At 73.1% G+C, this 18,388-nt stretch carries 16 protein-coding genes; 7 read left to right on the top strand and 9 right to left on the bottom strand.

Translation table 11 applies throughout. The features are described 5' to 3' along the window. Positions 1 to 124 precede the first annotated feature (124 nt). On the bottom strand, positions 125 to 247 hold the full coding sequence (locus FIV44_RS32990; protein ID WP_281285790.1) for a hypothetical protein: 123 nt from the start codon (positions 245 to 247) through the stop codon (positions 125 to 127). 93 nt (positions 248 to 340) lie between these two features. Here FIV44_RS32990 and FIV44_RS00890 point away from each other — a divergent pair, with 93 nt between their 5' ends. From FIV44_RS00890 to FIV44_RS00865, 6 genes are all read left to right on the top strand, one after another. Beyond that, positions 341 to 1,285 (top strand): GlxA family transcriptional regulator, encoded by a 945-nt coding sequence (locus FIV44_RS00890; protein ID WP_141002857.1) that lies wholly within the window; start codon positions 341 to 343, stop codon positions 1,283 to 1,285. 12 nt (positions 1,286 to 1,297) lie between these two features. Beyond that, positions 1,298 to 2,647: a helix-turn-helix domain-containing protein gene (locus FIV44_RS00885; RefSeq protein WP_141002856.1), complete on the top strand. Its 1,350-nt coding sequence runs from the start codon at positions 1,298 to 1,300 to the stop codon at positions 2,645 to 2,647. A 136-nt stretch (positions 2,648 to 2,783) separates the two neighbouring features. Next, the gene (locus FIV44_RS00880) at positions 2,784 to 4,229 is read left to right on the top strand and encodes a purine-cytosine permease family protein (RefSeq protein ID WP_141002855.1); all 1,446 of its coding nucleotides are present in this window, start codon (positions 2,784 to 2,786) and stop codon (positions 4,227 to 4,229) included. Continuing rightward, positions 4,229 to 5,530 (top strand): flavin monoamine oxidase family protein, encoded by a 1,302-nt coding sequence (locus tag FIV44_RS00875; RefSeq protein ID WP_141002854.1) that lies wholly within the window; start codon positions 4,229 to 4,231, stop codon positions 5,528 to 5,530. Before FIV44_RS00880 ends, FIV44_RS00875 begins: the two co-directional genes overlap by 1 nt. Then, positions 5,527 to 6,465 carry an agmatinase gene (gene speB, locus FIV44_RS00870; RefSeq protein ID WP_141002853.1) on the top strand — a complete coding sequence of 313 codons (939 nt, stop codon included), beginning with the start codon at positions 5,527 to 5,529 and terminating at the stop codon, positions 6,463 to 6,465. Before FIV44_RS00875 ends, speB begins: the two co-directional genes overlap by 4 nt. Then, positions 6,465 to 7,889: an aminobutyraldehyde dehydrogenase gene (locus FIV44_RS00865; RefSeq protein ID WP_141002852.1), complete on the top strand. Its 1,425-nt coding sequence runs from the start codon at positions 6,465 to 6,467 to the stop codon at positions 7,887 to 7,889. The genes speB and FIV44_RS00865 overlap by 1 nt, the downstream gene beginning before the upstream one ends. Here FIV44_RS00865 and FIV44_RS00860 read toward each other — a convergent pair. The 8 genes from FIV44_RS00860 to gabT all read right to left on the bottom strand — a co-directional run bounded on the left by FIV44_RS00860 (position 7,850) and on the right by gabT (position 16,734). After that, on the bottom strand, positions 7,850 to 9,325 hold the full coding sequence (locus FIV44_RS00860) for a hypothetical protein (protein ID WP_141002851.1): 1,476 nt from the start codon (positions 9,323 to 9,325) through the stop codon (positions 7,850 to 7,852). The genes FIV44_RS00865 and FIV44_RS00860 overlap by 40 nt on opposite strands. Before the next feature lie 50 nt (positions 9,326 to 9,375). After that, positions 9,376 to 9,819: a PKD domain-containing protein gene (locus FIV44_RS30095; RefSeq protein ID WP_181410907.1), complete on the bottom strand. Its 444-nt coding sequence runs from the start codon at positions 9,817 to 9,819 to the stop codon at positions 9,376 to 9,378. Positions 9,820 to 10,117: 298 nt separating this feature from the next. Then, the gene (locus tag FIV44_RS00850) at positions 10,118 to 10,696 is read right to left on the bottom strand and encodes a DUF6318 family protein (RefSeq protein WP_141002849.1); all 579 of its coding nucleotides are present in this window, start codon (positions 10,694 to 10,696) and stop codon (positions 10,118 to 10,120) included. 128 nt (positions 10,697 to 10,824) lie between these two features. Beyond that, a complete protein-coding gene (gene serA, locus FIV44_RS00845; protein WP_141002848.1) occupies positions 10,825 to 12,018 on the bottom strand; it encodes a phosphoglycerate dehydrogenase in 1,194 nt (397 codons plus the stop codon). A 60-nt stretch (positions 12,019 to 12,078) separates the two neighbouring features. Continuing rightward, positions 12,079 to 12,582 carry a hypothetical protein gene (locus FIV44_RS00840; protein ID WP_141002847.1) on the bottom strand — a complete coding sequence of 168 codons (504 nt, stop codon included), beginning with the start codon at positions 12,580 to 12,582 and terminating at the stop codon, positions 12,079 to 12,081. Between the two features lie 116 nt (positions 12,583 to 12,698). Next, on the bottom strand, positions 12,699 to 14,081 hold the full coding sequence (locus FIV44_RS00835; protein WP_141002846.1) for an NAD-dependent succinate-semialdehyde dehydrogenase: 1,383 nt from the start codon (positions 14,079 to 14,081) through the stop codon (positions 12,699 to 12,701). Between the two features lie 23 nt (positions 14,082 to 14,104). Beyond that, entirely contained in the window at positions 14,105 to 15,391 is a 1,287-nt protein-coding gene (locus FIV44_RS00830) for a Glu/Leu/Phe/Val family dehydrogenase (RefSeq protein ID WP_141002845.1), read from the bottom strand. Further along, positions 15,391 to 16,734, bottom strand: a complete 1,344-nt coding sequence (gene gabT, locus FIV44_RS00825) for a 4-aminobutyrate--2-oxoglutarate transaminase (protein WP_141002844.1) — start codon at positions 16,732 to 16,734, stop codon at positions 15,391 to 15,393. The genes FIV44_RS00830 and gabT overlap by 1 nt, the downstream gene beginning before the upstream one ends. Before the next feature lie 93 nt (positions 16,735 to 16,827). Here gabT and FIV44_RS00820 point away from each other — a divergent pair, with 93 nt between their 5' ends. Continuing rightward, positions 16,828 to 18,330: a PucR family transcriptional regulator gene (locus FIV44_RS00820; RefSeq protein ID WP_181410906.1), complete on the top strand. Its 1,503-nt coding sequence runs from the start codon at positions 16,828 to 16,830 to the stop codon at positions 18,328 to 18,330. Positions 18,331 to 18,388 lie beyond the last annotated feature (58 nt).

The raw sequence follows: 18,388 nt of genomic DNA, 5'->3' as shown, positions 1-18,388 counted from the left end.
GGATCGGGTCCGCGGAACGTGCGCCGATTGGGCAGAGACTGCATGTCCTGGGCCCGAATTGTTGCGGTTTGGGACCAAACCGCAACCTTTTTCGGACCGCTGGACGGACGCTTTGCCGGCGCGCTCAGTCGAACCAGGCCGGCTGCCGAGGCGTGGCCAGCCGGTCGTGGCGGGCCCAGGTGATCAGGGCGGAGAGGCCCGCGAGGAGCATGAGTGCCAGGAGGAGAAGGATCAGTGCGGTAGCCATGGCAGAAATCATGCTCTCAGCCATTTCCTGCCACCAGTGGCAGAAAAGCCGGTTTGCGTTGATTTCCTGCCAGCGGGCTGCGAGGGTGGTGCCGTGCTGACCAATGTGGCCGTGCTGACCTTCGACGGCGTCGCCCCCTTCGAGCTGGGGATCCTCTGCGAGGCCTTCGGGATCGACCGCACCGCCGACGGCGTGCCCGCGATCGACTTCGCCGTCTGCGCCGAGGACGACCGCCCGATGCGGACCTCGATGGGCTTCACCCTGCAGGCGGCCCACGGCCTCGACCGCGTCGCGCAGGCCGACCTGGTCGGCATCCCCGCCATCCCGCGCGGCGGCCTGCCCTCGGAGGAGGTGCTGCAGGCCATCCGCGACGCCTACGACCGCGGCGCCCGCCTGCTGTCGGTCTGCAGCGGCGCCTTCGCGCTGGGGGCGGCCGGGCTGCTCGACGGCCGCGAGTGCACGACGCACTGGATGTACACCGAGCAGCTGCAGCGTCAGTTCCCCGAGGCCGAGGTGATCCCCGAGGTGCTCTACGTCGACAGCGGCCAGGTCGTCACCGGCGCGGGCAGCGCGGCCGGCCTCGACGCAGCGCTGCACATCTGGCGCCAGGAGTACGGCGCCGCCGTGGCCAACGTGATCGCGCGCCGGGCGGTCGTGCCGCCGTACCGCGACGGCGGACAGGCGCAGTACATCGCCCGCGCCGTCCCCGACTGCGACGCCGACACGCTGCGCCCGCTGCTCACCTGGATCCTGGAGAACCTCGGCGAGGACCACTCCGTCGAGGCGCTCGCCAAGCGCGCGCTGATGTCACCGCGCACCTTCGCCCGCCGGTTCCGCGAGGAGACCGGTACGACGCCGCACCACTGGGTCACCCGCCAGCGGGTCGCCGCGGCGGAGGAGCTGCTGGAGCGCACCGAGCAGCCGGTGGAGTGGATCGCGGGCGAGGTCGGCTTCGGCAACGCCGCGACGCTGCGCCACCACTTCGTGCGGGTGCGCGGGGTGAGCCCGCAGAGCTACCGCCGCCAGTTCGCCTGCTGAGCTGGGGGAGACGTGCTGCTCCGCGAGCTGCTCGACGACGCCGCGCTGGCACTCGAGGTGCTGGCCCGCGGCGACCTCGACCGCGAGGTCCGCTGGGTGCACAGCATCGAGGTCGCCGACCCGGGGGAGTTCCTCCGCGGCGGCGAGGTGGTGCTGACGACCGGCGCCTGGCAGCAGCTGGGCCAGGCGCCCGCGGCCTGGGTCGCGGAGGTCGCCGCGGCCGGTGCGATCGCGATCGGCTTCGGTCGGCTGACCCCGGCCGACGAGCCGCCGGCCGACCTCGTCGAGGCCGCCGCGGCGCGGGGCCTCACCTGCTTCGTCGTCCCCGTCGCGGTGCCCTTCGTCCAGCTCGCCGAGGCGTTCGTCGCCGCCCGGCGGATCGAGTGGGAGGCCCCGCTGCGACGCCAGCTCGAGCACCACGGCGCCATGGTCGCCGCGCTGCGCGCCGAGCGCGGCGTCGACTCGGTGCTGCGCGTGCTGCGCCGCCGCCTCGGCATCGAGGTCGCCGTCGTCGCCGGTACGACGACCCACGGCCCGGTCCCCGACGGCGGCTGTCCCGTCACGCTGATCGGCGAGGGCCTCGCCGACGCCTCGCTGGTCCTGCCGCGCCCCCTCGCCGACCTCGACGTCGACGTGCAGGCCGCGGTCTCCAGCGCGATGCCCTTCCTCGCCCTCGAGCTCGAGCGGGAGCGCGCCGTGCGCGCCACCGAGCAGCGCTACGCCTGGGAGGTCGTCGAGTGGATCGCCACCGGCGTGTCCACGGCGGCCGTGACCGCGCGGCTGGAGCTGCTCGGCGTCCCGCTCGACCGCACGCTGCGCTGCCTGGTCGCCCGCGGGACGACCCCGGACGCGGCGGCCGCCCTGGCGCCGTACCTGCTGGTGGAGCGGTCCGACGACATCGTCTGCCTCGTCGACGCGGACGTGTCCCGCGCCGACCTCGGCGGGTACGTCGGCGTCGGGCAGGCCGCGACCGCGAGCGAGCTGCGGGTCAGCCTGCTCCAGGCGCGGCACGCCGCGGACGCGCTGGTGGCCCGCGGCGTCGAGGGCTGGCTGACCCACGAGGAGCTCGCCAGTCCGGCGGTGCTGCTCGCCGCCCAGGACCCGGCGGTGCTGCAGGCGCTGGCCCGGACCGTGCTCGGCGGCGTCCTCGACAGCGACCGCGACCGCGGCACCGAGCTCGTGGCCAGCCTGCGCGCGTTCCTGGACGGCGGCGGGCGGTGGCAGGAGACCGCCGACGCGCTGCACGTCCACATCAACACGCTGCGCCACCGGATGAAGCGGGTCGAGGAGCTCACCGGCCGCTCGCTCGCCTCGACCGCCGACCGGGTCGACCTCTTCCTCGCCCTGCGCGCGCTGCCCTGACCGGCCGAAGGGCGTTGGAGGATCGTCCAACGCCCTTCGGCGAGATTGGAGGATCACCCTCTGCCGCCCGGGCGGTGACCTGGCTCACCCTGAACGGGTACGCAGTCCTTCCACCGCGCGGAGTCGAGGAGCAGCCATGGGTGAGCCCACCAGCACCGGCATCGAGGTGCACGGCGTCGACACCATCCCGGAGTCCGAGCGCACCGCCGGCCCGCGGGACGTGGTCTCGATCCTCGTCGGCACCAACCTGTGCCTGGGCCTGGTCATCTTCGGCTGGCTGCCCGCCACCTTCGGCCTCTCCTTCTGGGCCTGCCTGACCGCGCAGGTCGCCGGCACCTTCCTGGCGATCGCGCTGGTCGCGCCGATGGCGCTGATCTCGATGCGCACCGGCACCAACCTCTCCACCAGCAGCGGCGCCAGCTTCGGCGTCCGCGGCCGCCTCGTCGGCTCGGTGATCGGGCTGCTGCTCTCGCTCGGGTACGCCTCGCTGACCATCTGGACCGGCGGCGCCGCCGTCGTCGAGCCGCTGGCCGAGCTGTTCGGGCTGCCGAACAGCAGCGTGTCGTACGTCCTGGTCTACGCGCTGCTGGCCGCGGGCGCCGTGTTCGTCGCCGTCTTCGGGTACCGCGTGCTGACCCGGCTCGGGAGCTGGCTCGCGGTCGCGATGTCGGTGCTCATGGTCGCCGGGATGCTCGCCCTGGCCGGGCGGTTCGACCCGACGCCGGTCGTCGACGGCGGCTACCTGCTCGGCGACTTCTGGACCACCTGGTTCCTCGCCTTCGTCGCCACCGGCATCTCCGGCCCGATCGCGTTCATCACCCTGCTCGGCGACTACACCCGCTACATCTCGCCGCTGCGGCACTCCTCGCGGGCGGTCCTCGCCGCCACCGCGGCCGGTCTCGCCCTCGGCCTGCTGCTGCCGCAGCTGTTCGGCATGTTCACCACCTTCGCGGCGCGTGCCGGCGACGACTACGTCGGCGCGCTCGTGGCCGCGACCCCGCTGTGGTTCCTGCCCCTGCTGCTGCTCAACGGCGTCTTCGGCACCGTCGGCAACGCCGGCGTGCTGCTCTACTCGATGGGCCTGGACCTCGACGCGATCGTGCCGCGGCTGAGCCGGGTCCGGGCGACCGTGCTGGTCTCGGTGCTGTCGATGGCGCTCGTCGTCACCGGCTACTTCGTGTGGGACGCCGCCGACGCCGTCACCGCCTTCCTGCTGCTGATGACCGCCGCCGGCACGCCGTGGGCCGTCATCACCGTGATCGGGTTCCTGCGCTGCCGCGGCCGGTACGACCCCGACGCGCTCCAGGTCTACAACCGCCGCTCGCGCGGCGGGATCTACTGGTACACCGGCGGCTGGTCGGTCACCGCGACCGTCGCCTGGGCGGTCGGCACCACGCTCGGCCTGCTCTCCGTCGACACGACCATCTGGCACGGGCCGATCCTGGAGCTGACCGGCGGGGTCGACGTGAGCCCGCTGCTCGCCGGCGCCGCGGCCGCCGTCACCTACCTGCTGCTGTCCCGGCTCTCCGAGCAGCCGATGCCCGAGACCTCCCCGTCACCGTCCCTCGTGAGGAGCACCTGATGAACCGACCGCACTACGACGTCATCGTGATCGGCGCCGGCTTCGCCGGCCTGACCGCGGCCCGTGAGCTGGGGGAGGCCGGCCGGAGCGTGCTCGTCCTCGAGGCGCGCGACCGCATCGGCGGCTCCACCTGGTACCGCACCGACCTGCTCGGCGGCGTCGGCCTGGAGATGGGCGGCACCTGGATCGTCCCGCAGCAGACCCACGTCTGGGGCGAGGTCGAGCGCTATGGCGTGCCCATCCAGGACTCGGTGCTCCCGGACCGGATGACCTGGTCCGCGGGCGGCAAGGTCCTCGACACGCTGCTGCCCTGCACCCCGGCGGAGTACGGCGACCTCGAGCACGCCGTGCGTCAGCTGCTCGCCGCCGGCGACCGCCTCGACCCCACGCGCCGGCTGTCCGAGCAGGAGCTCGCCGACCTCGACGTGCCGATCGAGGAGTGGGCCGACAGCGCCGGTCTGAAGGGCAACGCCCGCGAGCTGCTGATCTCGTGGTTCTGCGGCTGCGCCAACGCGCACGAGTCGGTCGGCTCGGCGCTCGACATCATCCGGTGGTGCGCCTCGATGGACAACTCGCTGTGGGGGATGGTCCAGGCGTCGGTCCTCGGCTACACCTTCACCGACGGCACGAAGTCGCTCGCCGACGCGATCCGCGCGGACCTGGCCGGGGAGCTCCGGCTGTCCTCGCCGGTCCGCTCCGTCGTGCAGGACGACGCCGGGGTGACGGTGACCTACGACGGCGGCGTCGCGGCCGCCGGGCGGGCACTGGTGACCGTGCCGATCGGCGTACTCAAGGACATCGCGTGGGAGCCGGCGCTGCCGGCCGACAAGCTCGCCGCCTCGCAGGAGAACCACGCCGGGCAGGGGCAGAAGGTCTGGGCGCTGGCGAGGAATGTGCCGGACGACATCAGCGGCTACGGCTGGGGCACGTCCTTCGACTACGTCGGCGCGATGCACGAGTCGCCCGAGGGCACCGTGTTGGTCTGCTTCGCCCCCGAGCACGACCGGGTGGACGCGAGCGACCTGTCCGACGTGCAGCGGGCGGTGCGGGAGTACTGCCCGGACGCCGTCGTCGTCGACGCGGCGTCGCACGACTGGGTGCACGACGAGTTCTCGTACGGCACCTGGGCCACCTTCCGGGCCGGGCAGTTCGCGAAGTACGAGCAGGCGCTGGCGCGTCCCGAGGGCCGGGTCCACTTCACCGGCTCGCACACCGCCACCCGCTGGCGGGCCTTCATCGACGGCGCGATCGAGTCCGGCAAGCGGGGCGCCGCCGAGATCCTCGAGGGAGGTGCGGCATGACCATCGGACCCGTCGACGCGACCCAGGTCCCGCGCTACGCCGGCGACACGACCTTCGCCCGGCTGCCGCGGCTGGCCGACGTCGCCGATGCCGACACCGTCGTGTGGGGCGTGCCCTTCGACGGCGGCGTCTCCTATCGGCCCGGCGCCCGGTTCGGCCCCAACCACATCCGCCAGTCCTCGCGGCTGCTGCGGCCCTACAACCCGGCGCAGGACAGCGAGCCCTTCGCCCGCGCGCAGGTCGCCGACGCCGGCGACCTCGGCGCCAACCCGTTCTCCCTCGACGAGGCGATCGCCGCGGTCGAGGACGGCGCCCGCGCGCTGTCCGGCACCTCCCGGACCCTGCTCACCATCGGCGGCGACCACACCATCGCCCTGCCGCTGCTCCGGGTCCAGCACGAGCGGCACGGGCCGATCGCTGTCCTCCACTTCGACGCGCACCTCGACACGTGGGACACCTACTTCGGTGCGCCGTACACGCACGGCACGCCCTTCCGGCGCGCGTCGGAGGAGGAGCTGATCGACTTCGACCACGCGATGCACGTCGGCATCCGGGGCCCGCTCTACAGCAGGCTCGACCTCGACGAGTCCGAGAAGCTCGGCTTCTCCGCGGTCCACGCCCGCGACTTCGTGCGCTCGCCGATCGACGACATCGTCAACCGGGTGCGCGAGCGCCTCGGCGACCGGCCCGTCTACGTCTCCCTCGACATCGACGTCCTCGACCCCGCCTTCGCACCCGGCACCGGCACCCCCGAGGCCGGCGGCCTGTCCAGCGCCCAGTTGCTCGAGGTGCTGCGCGGCCTGGAGGGCCTCAACGTCGTGGGCGCCGACATCGTCGAGGTGTCTCCTGCCTACGACCACGCCGAGATCACTGGCATCGCCGCCGCCCACGTCGCGTACGAGCTGCTGTCCGTGCTCCCCGGCAGGCCCGCCTGATGCGCACCGTCCCCAACGTCATCGACGGCCGGGTCGCGCCGGCGGTGTCGGGGGAGACCACCGAGCTGGTCGCCCCGGCGAGCGGGAAGGTGTTCGCCCTGGCCGCGCTGTGCGGGCCCGAGGACGTCGCGGCGGCCTGCGCGGCCGCCGCCCGGGCGTTCCCTTCCTGGCGGCGGTGTACGCCGCGGGAGCGGCAGCGCCTGCTCCTCGACCTCGCCGCCGCCCTCGAGGCCCGCACCGACGACCTGCTCGCCGCCGAGGTCGAGAACACCGGCAAGCCGGTCGGCGCCTGCCGCACCGAGGAGATCGAGACCGGGATCGACCACCTCCGCTACTTCGCCGGCCTGGCCCGCTCGCTCGAGGGCTCGGGCGCCGCCGAGTTCGCGGCCGGCCACACGTCGTACGTCCGTCGGGAGCCGGTGGGCGTCGTCGGCCAGGTCGCGCCCTGGAACTACCCGTTCCTGATGGCGATCTGGAAGATCGCGCCCGCCCTCGCCGCCGGCAACACCGTCGTCCTCAAGCCGTCGGACACCACCCCCGTCACCGCCTCGATGGTGGGCGAGATCGCCGCGTCGGTGTTGCCCGCCGGGGTGCTGAACGTCGTCTGCGGCGATCGCGCGACGGGCGCGTTGGTCGTGGACAGCCCGCTGGTCGACATGGTCTCCATCACCGGCTCGACCGGCGCCGGCAAGGCCGTCGCCGCCGCTGCCGCCGCGAGCGTGAAGCGGGTGCATCTCGAGCTGGGCGGCAAGGCACCCGCCGTCGTCCTCACGGACGCCGACCTGCACGCTGCCGTCGACGGCATCGTCGGCGGCGCGTTCTTCAACGCCGGGCAGGACTGCACCGCCGTCACCCGGGTGCTCGTCCACGACTCGGTCGCCGCGGAGCTGACCTCGCGCCTCGTCACCGCCGTCTCCGCCCTCCGCGTCGGCCCGCCCGCCGACGAGACCGCCGACCTCGGCCCCCTCAACAGCGCCGCCCAGCTCGAGCGGGTCTCGGCGATGGTCGCCGCCCTCCCCGCCCACGGCCGGATCCTGGCCGGCGGCCACCGGGTCGGCCAGGACGGCTTCTTCTACGCCCCGACCGTCGTCGCCGGCCTGCGCCAGGACGACGACCTCGTCCAGCAGGAGGTCTTCGGCCCGGTCCTCACCGTCCAGACGTTCGCCTCGGAGGCCGAGGCACTCGCGCTCGCCAATGGCGTCGACCTCGCTCTCGCCGCCAGCGTCTGGACCCGCGACCACGGCGCCGCCCTGCGGTTCACCGCCGAGCTCGACTTCGGCTGCGTGTGGGTCAACACCCACATGGTCCTCGTCGCGGAGATGCCGCACGGCGGGTTCAAGCAGAGCGGATACGGCAAGGACCTCTCGCACTACGGGCTCGAGGACTACACGCGGGTCAAGCATGTGATGCACGCGCACGCCTGAGGGTCGTGCGCCAGAACTCCCGGCGGCCCGCCGCCCGGGGTGACGAGACAGGCGCGGCCACCATAGATCTCGCCGACGGCGGCGCCGTCGGACGTCCTGATCAGCTCGACGGGGCGGGTCCCGGAGCCGGTGACCACGCGGGCGAGACCGTGGGGCGTCTCCCAGCGGTAGGCGCCGAGTCCCAGCTGCCGGACCCGGTAGCCGAGGTGGGTCTTGGCGCGATGCTCCCGCCGCGCGAGTGGGGCGTCGTTGTGGTCGCCGGTCTGGCCGGGCGGGCCGCCCGCGTCCGGTGGGACGTACGGCGTCGCGTGGTCGTGGTCGAGTCGATGGACGCCGAGGCGGCTGGAATGGGGGAAGACGTCGCGGCTCGTCCGCAGGAGGGTACGGAGCCGGCAGGCCACCGGGTGCTCGTACCCGTTGACCGCTGATCCGTGGTTGAGGTCGACGACCGGCAGCACCGTCACGTCGCGGCCACGGGCGAGCGCGGACACCTGCTCCATGAGGAGCGGCCCGATGCCGTCGACGCGAGCCACGCCGTCGCAGGCCCCGGCCAAGACGTCCTGGTGGAGGTGGACCACGATCGTGACGGCCTTGCGGCGAGGGCGCGCCGTCGCCACGTCGTCGGCCCTGTCGGGGCCGGCGAGGAGACGGGCTGCTGCGGCAGGATCGGCGAGCAGCTCGGCGGCTCGGGCTCGGAGCCGGTCCAGGGTCGAGTCGTCGCCGCCCGTCGGGGCGCGCTGGTCGGCCAGCAGCCCGGCGAGATGGTCGAGGGTCTCGTCGAGTGCTTCGGCGCCCGCTGTCGAGAGCCGCATCGTGACCGCCTGGACATCGGCCTCGGGAATCAGCGGGTCGACGCGGGCGCCGGTGCGCTTGCGTCGTACCCACACGCCCGTGCGGGCGACGTCGTCCTCGACGCGTCGCCGGTGAGCCTCGACGTCGGCCTCGATGACCTTCGCCTCGGCGATGGTGAGGATCCGCGAAGGGGACTCGTCGGCGGCCGCGGCGACGGCGATGTCGACGAGGGTCGCCTGAGCGCGCGTCAGACGCCGGGACATCGACGCGACCTTGCGAGCGACCCACAGGTCGAGCCGCAGCTGCCGGGTCGCGTCGTGGAGGCGGGGGAGTCGGTGGCGCAGGTCGAGCAGGTCGGCTGCCCGATTCGTGGTCGCGATGACACCCGCGTGGGCCGCGATCGCGAACTCCGCGAAGCACAGCTCGGCCACGTCCGGCGTACCCTCGCCCCCGACGGCGACGAGCCGATCCCCGCCGTGCTCGACGGGTGGCGTGCCGGGCTGGGACCGCGGATCCACCGAGTGGAGGTCGCACCAGGCCAGCAGGCGCTCGGCGGACTCGACCTCGGCCAGGCGCCGCTCGCGCACGCCGGCCTCTTCCGCAGCCAGCAGTGCCGCCGGCGAGAGCTCCGCGAGAGTGGTCATGGATCCATGACACCAAGGAGGTCCGACACAACCCCGCCTGTCGGCGCCGGTCAGTAGCCGACCAGTTTGGGTTGGGCCTCGATGGCGCGGAGGGGTTGAGTGGTGCCGTCGATGGTGACGGTGCCGGGGATGGTGTGCCAGGGGCCGTCGGCGATCTTGTAGCGGCCGGTGTAGGTGGTGGTGAGGCTGGGGAGGTAGTCGCCCTTGCGTTGGTAGTGGTGGGTGATGGTGAGGTCGGGGTACGGCGCGCCGGGCTTGCGGGTGCTGGTCGACTCGCCGTCGCCGAAGTACCAGTGGAACGTCGCTGGTGTTGCTTCCAGCGTGACCTCCTGCCCGAGCAGGGACACGGTGGTGCTGATCGTGCTGGTGCTGGTGGTGTAGAAGTTCGTGGCGAAGTTGACCAGCGTGAGGCCGTCGGGTGGTTGGATGACGAGGGTGCTGGCGGGGAGGGGGAGCTCGGCGAAGGCGCGTTGGATGTCGGCGACGGTGAGCACCTCGGGTTCGGTGGTGGGACCGGGACAATAGATGACGCCGGCAGCGTCCGCAGCCTGGTTGGGTTCACCGCAGGTAGCGTTGCCGAGTCGGATCTCCGGGGTGCCTCGTGTGGCTGATCCGGAACTCGCATTGGCACCGCTGCCACTGGGCGGTTTCTGTTGCTGAGCCGTTCCCCAGAAGCCGTTGCGCCCTGCCCCCGTGGTCACGTCTGGCTGGGGAGGACCGGGGTCCGCCACGACCTGCAGCGGCCAACACATGAGCACGATCATGCTGGCGAGCATCAGCGGGCACCGCATGCTACTTCAACTCCATCACATCAAGACGCCAACGACTCTCAACCCAAAGGACGTAGAGCAAGTAGCGACTGGTGTCCGCGGCGTAGGGAGTGGCAGTCCCGTCGCCGTTGACCGCACTGTGGGCTGCATTCCTGACGGTGACCTTTGCCTCGAACGCGTCGATGTCGTGTTCCTGCACCTGGAACGGTTTCAACGTTTGGATCTCAGGCTCGTACTGGCCATCCGTTATGTGACCGCCGCCCTTGTAGATCTCCCTGATTGCGTGGATGCCTGCCTTGCAGCCCTCGCAGTTCGGTCCCGATGCTGCCTTGAGCGCCTTCACGTCTCCGGTGACCTGGGCGTAGTTGATCAGGTCCCAGTAGTACGTGATGAACGCCCGGGCGCCGTCCTCGCTGGCCTGGGTGGCGGCGTCGGGCAACGCCGGCTCGGTGGGCGTTTGCCCCGCGTTGGATGACGGGGTCTCCATGGTGCCGGTGGGGCTCCAGGTCGACGACGGGTCACGGGGAGCGGAGTCGTCGGTGCAGGCGGCCAAAGCCAGTAGCACGGCCAGAGCCGCGGCCAGCGTGCGGAGCAGGCGCATGGGTCCTCCCGAGATGTGCTGCGCCCGGACCGGGGACGCGTGGGGGACGCTATCCCGATCCGGGCGGAGGACGCCACCGCCATCCGGCGGCCTGTGGACGACGCACAGGCCGCGCACGACTCACCAGGTCACCAGGTGCGCGCCCAGACGCAGTACTCCGCGGCGCGCAGCCGCTCGAGAGCCTCCGACGAGAGCGGCTCGGCCGCGTCGATCACGACGTACCCGAGGCCGTCCTTGGTCGACAGCAGCTGGTCGACGACGTTGTCGCCGGCCTCCGCGAAGGTCGCGTTGAGGTCCGCGAGGACGCCGGGGACGTTGTGGTGCAGCAGTCCGAGGCGGCGGCCGGCCGGGAGGTCGGGAGGCTGTACGGCGGGGAGGTTGACCGAGAGCGCCGTACTCCCCTCGAGGGCGAAGCGGGCCAGCTTCTCCGCCACGAACCAGCCGATCTCCTCCTGCGCCTCCTGCGTCGAGCCGCCGATGTGGGGCGTCAGGATGACGTTGTCGAGGCCGCGCAGCACGGAGTCGAACGGGTCGCCCTGGGCCTTCGGCTCGGCGGGGAAGACGTCGACGGCGGCGCCGGCGATGTGCCCGGACTCCAGGTGGTCGCGCAGCGCCTCGTAGTCGACGACCATGCCGCGCGAGGCGTTGATGAACAGCGCCCGCGGCTTCATCGCGGCGAACTCCGCAGCACCGAAGAAGCCCGCGTTCCCGGGGCGGCCGTCGACGTGCAGGCTGACGACGTCCGCCACCTCGAGCAGGTCCTTGAGCGAGCGGGCACGCCGCGCCGTACCGTGGGCCGGCCGGTCGGCCGTGTCGTAGAAGACGACGTTGAACCCGAGCGCCTCGGCCACCGTCGAGAGCTGGGTACCGATATTGCCGTACCCCACGATGCCCATCGTCCGCCCGCGCACCTCGTGGCTGCCCTTGGCCGACTTGTCCCACACGCCCTCGTGCATGCGCTGGGTCTTCTCCGGCAGCCGGCGCGCCAGCGCGATGATCTCCGCGATGACCAGCTCGACGACGCTGCGGGTGTTGGAGTACGGCGCGTTGAACACGCCGATGCCCTTCGCCGCCGCCGTCTTCAGGTCGACCTGGTTGGTGCCGATGCAGAAGCACCCGACCGCCACGAGGTCGCCGGCGCTGTCCAGCACCTTGCCGGTCACGTTCGTGTTGGAGCGTACGCCGAGCAGGTGGACGCCGGGCAGCGCGGCGATCAGCTCGTCCTCGGACAGGGAGCCCTGACGCAGCTCCACGTCGTAGCCCCGGGCCTCCAGGGTCTCGACGGCGGCGGAGTGGATGTTCTCGAGCAGCAGAGCCTTCACGGCAGAACCCTACGGGGGAGCGGCGGTTGCGACGAGTCGGGACCGGCGTTCGGGCCGTGCTCAGTCGCTCCAGATGCGGTGGAGCGCCCTGGGCAGCCCCCAGACCCCGCGTTCGGTGATCCGCAGATCGCCGTCGAGCACCCCGAGGTCCTGCCAGGCCGGCGTCAGATGGAGCAGCCCGAGCTCGAGTACGGCGAGGTGCCCCTCGGGGTCCTCGATGTCTCCCTCGACGTCCTCCAGCGATTCGATGTCGGCCTGCACGAGCTGCGGATCGATCGTGCTGCCCGCTCCACGCCTGGTCACGCCCAGCGCCAGTCCCAGCCAGTCGGCGTGCTGGAGCGCCATGACGGCAGACACCGCCTCGACGTCGTGCTCCTCGGGCTCGTCTGCTGGCGAGATGGTCTCGGCGAGGCTGTCCAGCCAGGACGACTCGTCGTCGTCCAGGTCGTCCTGAACGCCGGGAACGCGTTCGGCGAGGTACGCGGCCGCGGCTCGGTCGACCGCCTCCCACTCCTCAAGCCAGGAGTCGAGCTCGGCGTCGGATACGTCCCACTCGTCGTCCACGAGGTCAGCGTAGGTGGTGGCTGCCCCCGAGAGGACCTTGCGGGGTGGCCCCCAATGACACCGCCCCCGCCGAGTACGACGAGAGGCGGTGCGGGTGAGCTGGTCGCGTGACTGACTCAGCTCCAGTCGACGCTGTAGTACCGCGTCTCCTGGTACTCGCGGATGCCCTCGTGGGCACCCTCGCGGCCGATGCCGCTCTGCTTGACCCCGCCGAAGGGCGCGGAGGGGTCGGAGACGATGCCGCGGTTGATGCCGACCATGCCGGCGTCGATCCGCTCGCCGAGGCGGAGGGCGTCTTGGAGGCGCCCGGCGAAGACGTACGCCGCGAGGCCGAACTCGGTGTCGTTGACGGAGGCGAGCAGCTCGGTCTCGTCGGTCCAGGTGACGATCGGGGCGACGGGGCCGAAGATCTCCTCGGACAGGATCGCCGCGCCCATGGGTACGTCGACCAGCACCGTCGGCGGGAAGAACCACCCCGTCGCGGGGACGGCCCCCTGCACGAGCACCCGCGCGCCATCGGCCACCGCGGCGTCGACCAGCTTGGTGATGCCGGTGAGTGCCCTCTCGCTGATGACCGGACCGATCTGGTTCTCCGGGTCGGCGGACGGTCCCACGCGGAGGGCGGAGACGGCGGCCGAGAGCTTCGCCACGAACTCGGAGGCCACGTCGGCGTGGACGTAGAACCGGTTGGCGGCGGTGCAGGCCTGGCCGCCGCCGCGGAATTTCGCGATCATCGCGCCGGCGACCGCGGCGTCGACGTCGGCGTCGGCGGTGACGACGAAGGGGGCGTTGCCGCCGAGCTCCATGCTGGTGTTGAGGACCCGGTCGGCGGCCTGGCGCAGCAGGGTGCGGCCGACGCCGGTGGAGCCGGTGAAGCTGACCTTGCGGACCCGCGGGTCCTCCAGCCACGCCGTCACGACCCCGGCGGCGTCGGTGGTCGGTACGACGTTGACCACACCCTCGGGCACCCCCGCCTCCAGCAGCAGGCGGGCCACGGCCAGCGCGGTCAGCGGCGTCTCCGCCGCCGGCTTCAGTACGACGGTGCAGCCGGCGGCGAGCGCGGGCGCGATCTTGCGGGTGGCCATGGCGGCGGGGAAGTTCCATGGCGTGATGAGCGCGGCGACGCCGACGGGGGCGTGCGTCACCAGGCTCCGGGCGCCGCCGGCCGGCGCGTCGCCGTACGTCCCCTCGCCGCGCACCGCCTCCTCCGAGAACCAGCGGAAGAATTCGGCCGCGTAGGTGACCTCGGCACGCGCGTCGGCGACCGACTTGCCGTTCTCGGAGGCGATCAGGCCGGTGAGCTCGTCGGCGTCGCGGACCATCAGCTCGTAGCAGCGGCGCAGGATCTCGGCACGCACCCGGGTGGGGGTCGCGGCCCAGCCGGGGAAGGCCGCGGCGGCCGCGTCGACGGCGCGGGTCGCGTCCTCGACGGTGCCGTCGGCGACGGCGTCGATGACCGCGCCGGTGGCGGGGTCGAGGACCTCGAAGGTGTCACTCATGGTCGTCTCCTGATCGAGAGGGGTCACGGGTAGAGGCCGCGCTGCTGGTGGGCCTGCGCGACGCGCTCGACGGCGAGGCAGGTCGCCGCGGTGCGCAGGGGGACGTCGAGGCGGGTGGCGGCGGCGTTGACGGAGTCCCAGGCGTCGAGCATCCGCTCGGTGAGGCGGGCCTCGACCTCGCTCTCGCTCCACCAGTACGCCTGGTTGGCCTGCACCCACTCGAAGTAGGACACGATCACGCCGCCGGCGTTCGCCAGGATGTCCGGTACGACGAGCCGGCCGGCCTGCTGCAGGATCCGGTCCGCCTCGGGCGTGGTGGGGCCGTTCGCACCCTCGACGATCACCCGGGCCCGCACCCGGCCGGCGTTCTCGGCGTGCAGCACGCCCTCGACGGCGGCGGGAACGAGCAGGTCGACGTCGGCCTCCAGCACGGTCTCCGGTGGGACGACGTCGCCGCCTCCGAAGCCGACCACCGAGCCGGTCGCGTCCATATGAGCCTCCAGCGCGGGCACGTCCAGTCCGCCGGCGGAGTGCACCGCGCCGTACTGGTCCGACACGGCGACGACGCGGGTGCCGGCCTCGGCGAGGAAGCGCGCGGCGTACCGCCCGACCTTGCCGAAGCCCTGCACCGCCGCGGTGGCGCCCGACGGTGCGATGCCGCGCGAGCGCAACGCGGCCAGCGCCACGTGGACGACGCCGCGCGAGGTGGCGGTGGCGCGGCCGCGGGAGCCGCCGAGGCTGATCGGCTTGCCGGTGGTGACGCCGAGGACGGTGTGGCCGGTCTGGACGGAGTAGGTGTCCATCAGCCAGGCCATGGTCCGCTCGTCGGTGCCGATGTCGGGCGCGGGGATGTCGCGCTCCGGACCGATGAGCGGGCTGATCTCGCTGGTGTAGCGGCGGGTGACCCGCTCCAGCTCGGCCTGCGAGTAGCCGCGCGGGTCGATCCGGATGCCACCCTTGGCGCCGCCGTAGGGGACGTCGAGCAGCGCGCACTTCCAGGTCATCCACATCGCCAGGGCGCGGACCTCGTCGAGGTCGACGTCGGGGGAGTACCGCAGGCCGCCCTTGGCCGGGCCGCGGGAGAAGTTGTGCTGCACCCGGTGCCCGACGAACAGCTCGGTGGTGCCGTCGTCGCGGCGCAGCGGGATGCTGACGGTCACCTCGCGGCGCGGGGTGGCGAGCATCCGGTGCAGGCCCTCGTCGTACCCGAGCAGCGTGGTGGCCTCCCGCAGCTGCGTGCGGGCGTCGGCCAGCGGCCCGGTCGTCTCCAGCGTCGGATCAGCGGCGACGGGCTCGTGGAGCGTGGTCATCAGCTCTCCCGGAAGATCTCGGCGAGGAGGTCGAGTGCCTCGTCGAGGAGGTGGTCGGGCATCGCCAGGGAGGGGAGGAAGCGCAGCACGTTGCCGTAGGTGCCGCAGGTCAGCACGACCATCCCCTGGGCGTTCGCGGCGGCCGCGACCCTCTTGGTCAGGTCGGCGTCCGGCTCGGTGGTGCCCGGCCTCACCAGCTCGACGGCGATCATCGCGCCGCGGCCGCGGACCTCGCCGATGCGCGGGTCGGCCTCCTGCAGCGCCCGCAGCCGCTCGGTCATCGTCTTGCCGATGGTCCGGGCGCGGTCGACCAGGCCCTCGGCCTCGATCGTCTCGATGACGGCGAGCGCGGCGGCGCAGGCGAGCGGGTTGCCGCCGTACGTCCCGCCCAGGCCGCCGGGGTGCGCGGCGTCCATGATCTCGGCGCGGCCGGTGACGGCGGCCAGGGGAAGTCCGCCGGCGATGCCCTTGGCGGTCACGATCAGGTCCGGTACGACGCCCTCGTGGTCGCACGCGAACAGCTCGCCGGTGCGGGCGAATCCGGTCTGCACCTCGTCCGCGACGAACACCACCCCGTTGTCGCGGCACCACTGCGCCAGTGCCGGCAGGAAGCCCTCGGCTGGGACGATGAAGCCGCCCTCGCCCTGGATCGGCTCGATCACGACGGCGGCGAGGCTCTCCGCGCCGACCTGCTTCTCGATCACGTCGATCGCCCGGCGCGCCGCCTCGGCGCCGTCGAGCCCGCCGTCGCGGAACGGGTAGGACAGGGGAGCGCGGTAGACCTCGGAGGCGAACGGGCCGAAGCCCTTCTTGTACGGCATGCTCTTCGCCGTCATCGCCATCGTCAGGTTGGTGCGGCCGTGGTAGGCGTGGTCGAACACCACGACGCCCTGCCTGCCGGTCGCGGAGCGCGCGATCTTGACGGCGTTCTCGACCGCCTCGGCGCCGGCGTTGAAGAGCGCGGAGCGCTTCTCGTGGGTGCCGGGGGTGAGCTCGTTGAGCTTCTCCGCCACGGCGACATAGCCCTCGTAGGGGGTGACCATGAAGCAGGTGTGGGTGAACTCGGCGACCTGCCGGGTCACCGCCTCGACCACCCGCGGCGCGCTGTTGCCGACCGTGGTGACGGCGATGCCGGAGCCGAGGTCGATCAGCTGGTTGCCGTCGGCGTCCACGAGGATGCCGCCGCCGGCGGCGACGATCTGGACGGGCAGGCCGACCGCGACGCCGGAGGCGACGGCCCTGGCCTTGCGCTCGGCGAGCTCGAGCGAGCGCGGGCCGGGGATGGCGGTGACGAGGCGGCGCTCCTGGGTGATGCTGGGGCCGCCGGTGGTGTGCTCGGTCATGGCACGACGGTACGACGGTCAGCGCGGCCGCGGCCATGCTCGATCTGCACAATCTGTGGCGAACGATTGTGCAAGAATGGCGCGGTGGTATCGGTGGCGGACCTCCTGGCGGTGCCGGGCCTGGGCCTGCGCCCGGTCCACGTCGTCGACGGCCCGTCCCTGCGCTGGGTCGCGACCAGCGAGCTGCCCGACCCGACGCCCTTCCTCGAGGGCGGCGAGCTGCTCCTCACCACCGGTCTCGGCACCCGCGGATGGAGCGACCAGTGGCAGGCGTACGTCGGCCGGCTGGCCGCCGCGGGCGCCGCGGCGCTCGGCGTCGGCATCGGCCTGACCTACGACGGCCTGCCGGACACGCTCGTCGCCGCCTGCCGCGAGCACGGGTTGACCCTGCTGGAGGTGCCCCGCGAGACGGCCTTCGTCGCCGTCTCCCGGGCGGCCGCTGAGCTGCTGCAGGACCAGGAGGCCGCGTCCACCCGGCTCGCGCTCGACCTGCAGCGGCGGCTGACCCGCGCGGCCCTCGGACTCGACCTGCGCCCGCTGCTCGACCGGCTGGCCCAGCTCCTCGACGCCACGGTCGCGCTCGTGCACCGCGACGGCACGCCCGCCGAGGGACCGCTCGGCGCCCGGCCGGAGGACGGGCTCGACCTCGCCCTCGTCCGGGACGAGGTCGCGGGCATCAAGGGCCAGGGCCTCGGCGCGGTCTCGACCACCACCCGGGGCGCGAGCACCACCGTGGTCCGGCCGATCGGCCTGGCCGGTCGCCCCGAGCTCTACCTCGCGGTGAGCCTGCCCGGGACCCTCGACGACCCCCGGCGCTCGGCGGTGAGCACCGCCGCCGTCCTGCTCAGCCTGGCCGTCGAGCGCCGGGCCGAGCGCCGAGCGGCCGACCGCCGGCTCCGGGGCCGTGCCCTCGAGCTGCTCTGCGCCGGCGACCTCCGCTCGGCCGAGGTGCTCCTCGGCGCCGCCGAGGGGGACCGGGCGGTGCCCGACCGGCTCCGGGTGCTGCGGGTCGACGGGCCCGACGACGCGCTCGGCGACGCGCTCGAGCGGCTGGAGGACGCTGCCGACGGCGTGCTCGCCGGACTGGTCGAGGGCGAGCTGGTCGCGGTCGCCGCGCCCGTCCGGGTCGGCGCGGTGCTCGCTCTCCTCGGCGACACCGGCCCGGGCACCGGCCCGGGCACCGGCGGGGGCACCGGCCTGCGCACCGGTGTCGGCCGCGCCGTGGCCGCCGCCGAGGCCCGCCGCAGCGCCGAGTCCGCCGGCCACGCCCTCGACCGCACCACCGCGGCCAGCCCGGTCCGCCGGTGGGAGGACGTCGCCGACGCCGGCCCGCTGGCGCTGGTGCCCGAGGCCCTCGGCCGGGAGTACGCCGCCACTGTCCTGGCGCCGCTCGACGCCGAGCACCGCGCCACCCTGGCGGCGTTCCTGCGCCACCACGGCGCCCGCGGCGCGGTCGCCGACGACCTCGGCGTGCACCGCAACACGGTCCGCAACCGGCTCGCCGAGATCGAGCGGCTGACCGGGCTCGACCTCGACGACCCGGCCGCGCGGGTCGGTGCCTGGCTGGCCCTGGAGCTCGCGTCCGAAGGTCCCTGATCCCGGCGAAACGCCTGCGCCGAGCGGCGTCCGTGCCTACTCTCGGCGCAGGGAGGGA

The organism is Nocardioides humi, from assembly GCF_006494775.1.
Lineage (GTDB): Bacteria > Actinomycetota > Actinomycetes > Propionibacteriales > Nocardioidaceae > Nocardioides > Nocardioides humi.
The sequence above is the reverse complement of the archived record's forward strand: the minus strand, read 5'-3'. Positions and strand labels throughout refer to the sequence as shown.

What these genes read in the sequence shown, in the direction of transcription:
- FIV44_RS00875 (WP_141002854.1), top strand. Translation starts at nt 4,229, where the DNA reads ATGAACCGACCGCACTACGACGTCATCGTGATCGGCGCCGGCTTCGCC.
- FIV44_RS00865 (WP_141002852.1), top strand. Translation starts at nt 6,465, where the DNA reads ATGCGCACCGTCCCCAACGTCATCGACGGCCGGGTCGCGCCGGCGGTG.
- gabT (WP_141002844.1), bottom strand. Translation starts at nt 16,734, where the DNA reads ATGACCGAGCACACCACCGGCGGCCCCAGCATCACCCAGGAGCGCCGC.
- FIV44_RS32990 (WP_281285790.1), bottom strand. Translation starts at nt 247, where the DNA reads ATGGCTACCGCACTGATCCTTCTCCTCCTGGCACTCATGCTCCTCGCG.
- FIV44_RS00880 (WP_141002855.1), top strand. Translation starts at nt 2,784, where the DNA reads ATGGGTGAGCCCACCAGCACCGGCATCGAGGTGCACGGCGTCGACACC.
- FIV44_RS00835 (WP_141002846.1), bottom strand. Translation starts at nt 14,081, where the DNA reads ATGAGTGACACCTTCGAGGTCCTCGACCCCGCCACCGGCGCGGTCATC.
- FIV44_RS00850 (WP_141002849.1), bottom strand. Translation starts at nt 10,696, where the DNA reads ATGCGCCTGCTCCGCACGCTGGCCGCGGCTCTGGCCGTGCTACTGGCT.
- FIV44_RS00830 (WP_141002845.1), bottom strand. Translation starts at nt 15,391, where the DNA reads ATGACCACGCTCCACGAGCCCGTCGCCGCTGATCCGACGCTGGAGACG.
- FIV44_RS00860 (WP_141002851.1), bottom strand. Translation starts at nt 9,325, where the DNA reads ATGACCACTCTCGCGGAGCTCTCGCCGGCGGCACTGCTGGCTGCGGAA.
- speB (WP_141002853.1), top strand. Translation starts at nt 5,527, where the DNA reads ATGACCATCGGACCCGTCGACGCGACCCAGGTCCCGCGCTACGCCGGC.